The organism is uncultured Campylobacter sp. (assembly GCF_938031315.1).
Lineage (GTDB): Bacteria > Campylobacterota > Campylobacteria > Campylobacterales > Campylobacteraceae > Campylobacter_B.
This window is the reverse complement of the sequence record NZ_CALHHT010000114.1, coordinates 1-2384: the sequence shown is the minus strand read 5'-3', so window position 1 is coordinate 2384 and position 2384 is coordinate 1. Positions and strand designations below refer to the sequence as shown.

The window sequence follows — 2384 nt, the reverse complement described above, 5'->3', positions numbered from 1 at the left end:
TTCTCACAAAATTTTAAAAAGCGCGGTTTTGCTGGCGGCATTGGGGTCTTTCGCAACTTGCGGTGCCGAGACGCAGCAACCTAACGGCTACGCCATAAGCGGCGCGGCGCTATCAGCAATAGAGGAGGACAATAGAGCGAAAGAAAATTATCTGGTCATTGATGTCAGAAGTACGGAGGAATACGCCACAGGACACATAAAACACGCGATCAACATCCCGCTTGGAGAGCTTGAAAGCAGGCTGGATGAGATAAACGCCTACAAGGATAAAAACGTCGTGCTTTATTGCAATACGGGCAACCGCAGTGGAAAGGCACTTGATCTGCTTAAGCAAAAGGGCTTTAGTATGCTTATGAATGCGCCTGGCGTGAAGCAGTACGACTACGAGCTGTATAAGGTCGGCAGCATAAACGCGGAGGGGTTTTTAAAAATAGCAAATGAGCCGAACGTGCTGATCATCGACGCTAGGCAGAAGCAAGACTACGACGCGGGGCATATGAAGGGTGCGATAAATATTCCTGATGGCGAGCCTTTAGAAAACTACAAGGACGTGCTTGATGCCAACAAAGACAAAAAGATGATCACGCACTGCTACAGCGGCAACCGCAGCGCCAAGCTCGCCAAAGCCCTAAACGAGCGAGGATATGACGTCACAAATCTACTCGACGGCACGAAAGAGTATAATTACGAGCTGGTGAAATAAATCGAGATTGGCTCTTGGGGTAAAATTTTACGATTGCTTTTTGCATTTGCCAGGTCTTTGTAATATGCAGCTTCGCGGCGCCGATAAGACAGGTAGGCTAAATTTGAAATTATTTGCTCCGCCTGCTCATTTGGCGCCTACTTTGCATAAAATTTGCCTTTGATACAAAGTGAAATTTTGGCTCCCCCATACCGAGGCGGCAATAGCGCTTGGGAGTTTAACTCCTTTTAGAGGAATTTTTAAAATTTAAATCATAAAATTGTAGCTACGGAGCAGGTATTTGGAGCTGAAAAAATAGAAATTTACAAGCTAGCGCGGGCTTTGTGAGACGCAAAATTGAAACGGACTCTATAAAAGTTGCGTAAATTTTAAATGCAGCCGAATCGCTTAAAATTTTACTTCCGAAAATGGAATTTCGCGCTAGCGGTGCGTGCGTTTTAAATAGCCTCACAAATCCCGATAAAATTTGCGCTTTAGGAGAGGCAAGCAAAATCAAGACCGAATTCTAAAAGCAAATTAAGCCCGCAACGTATTTTTTAACTCCGTCATTACAATGAATCGAATTTTACGCGGGAATCAAACGCACGAATTAAATTCTGCACGAAATTTTATTCAACTAAGAATTCCTTCTTATCAATCGTGCCGTGATAAAAAATCCCGAGCGTATCATCAAAGGTCTTATCCAAAAATCCGTCTTTTTTTAGTCCCGCTAAAGATGTATTGATTAGCTCTAGCAGCGCATTATTGCCCTTCTGCACGGCGATTGCGTTGTAAGTTTGCTTACCTAGACCATCCAAAGCAACCTGCGTTTTATTATCGATGATTGCGTATGCGTACAGGATTAGGTTATCATCGACATGCACGGCGTTTTTCACCCTCTTGAAAGCGCGGTAGCATTTAGCCGAGCTGGCGCAAAAGTTTAAATTCTTTCTGAAGCCCGCTTTGCGTAAGAAATTGTGAATAGGAGAGTGTTTGATGACGAAAATCCTCTTTTTGCGAAGTTGATCGAAGCTCGTGACATTTTCGTCTTTTTTGGCTAGCACACCTACCTGCACCTTAAAATAAGGCTCCGAAAAATCTACTTTTTTCGCTCGCGTGGGCGTAGGAGTAAAGGTCGCAATCACCATATCCGCTTCATTGCGCTGTAAAGCGCTAATGCGTCTTGAAGCCGTGATCGGGATAAATTTTACCTTGCCAGGATTATCGCCGAAAATCTCCTTACTGAGCTTCTCGCCAAGAGCAATCTCAAATCCCCTATATTTGCCGTCTACGAGCGCACTAAACGGCGGCTGATCGTTATATACACCTATGCGAACGAGCCTATCTTTTTTGATCTGATCCAAAGAATTTGCAGATAGAAAACCAAGTAGTAGAGCCGCCAAAACAAATACTTTCATTTGCTCCCCTTTTAGTTGAAATAAGGCGCAATTATAATAAAAAGAAATTATAGCCAGCTAAAATTCTGCGATTTATGGCGCATTTTCATCTAAATTTATGAAAAGATGAAATTCGCGGAGAAATTCTATGTTCAATTTACAAACGAAATCTCATAAAAAAACTTACACGAGCGAAAAAGCTTTTAATTAAATTTATAAACAAAATTTTACGGATGTATTTCACGTTAGAAAACCTTAGCGAAATTTACGATATTCTTAAAAGTAAACGGCGAAATTCTACGCAG

2 protein-coding genes are annotated in these 2384 nt (G+C 42.3%); one reads left to right on the top strand and one right to left on the bottom strand.

Annotation, left to right across the window (positions count from 1 at the left end):
- On the top strand, positions 1 to 703 hold a 703-nt coding region (locus tag Q0236_RS03230), incomplete at its 5' end, for a rhodanese-like domain-containing protein (RefSeq protein WP_297915094.1).
- A 608-nt stretch (positions 704 to 1311) separates the two neighbouring features.
- Here the strand turns inward: Q0236_RS03230 and Q0236_RS03225 are convergent.
- Positions 1312 to 2100 carry a transporter substrate-binding domain-containing protein gene (locus tag Q0236_RS03225; RefSeq protein WP_297915091.1) on the bottom strand — a complete coding sequence of 263 codons (789 nt, stop codon included), beginning with the start codon at positions 2098 to 2100 and terminating at the stop codon, positions 1312 to 1314.
- Positions 2101 to 2384: the final 284 nt, after the last annotated feature.

What these genes read in the sequence shown, in the direction of transcription:
- Q0236_RS03225 (WP_297915091.1), bottom strand. Translation starts at nt 2,100, where the DNA reads ATGAAAGTATTTGTTTTGGCGGCTCTACTACTTGGTTTTCTATCTGCA.